1 pseudogene is annotated in these 248 nt (G+C 59.3%); it reads left to right on the forward strand.

What is annotated here, in order from left to right:
* A pseudogene (locus BST12_RS30130) lies at positions 1 to 248 on the forward strand ([2,4-di-O-methyl-alpha-L-fucopyranosyl-(1->3)-alpha-L-rhamnopyranosyl-(1->3)-2-O-methyl-alpha-L-rhamnopyranosyl] dimycocerosyl phenol-phthiocerol 3'''-O-methyltransferase); the annotation flags it as partial.

Consider the following 248-nt stretch of genomic DNA (forward strand, 5'->3'; position numbering starts at 1 on the left):
GGTCCAATCCCAATGTCACAGTCGACCACCTAGATCTCGACGGCGATCTCCCAGCAGAAGCGCACCAATACGACGTGGTGTACTGCTATGGAGTGCTCTACCACCTCTCCCGTCCTGCCGAGGCGCTGGCGTGGATGTGTGACCGCGCAGTGGATCTTCTGCTGCTGGAGACATGCGTGAGCTATTCCGGCGAAGACGAGCCTTTTCTGGTTAGTGAGAGGGCTTCCTCGCCGAGCCAGGCGATAACC

The sequence above is a fragment of the Mycobacterium angelicum genome, from assembly GCF_002086155.1.
GTDB classification, from domain to species: Bacteria; Actinomycetota; Actinomycetes; order Mycobacteriales; family Mycobacteriaceae; genus Mycobacterium; species Mycobacterium angelicum.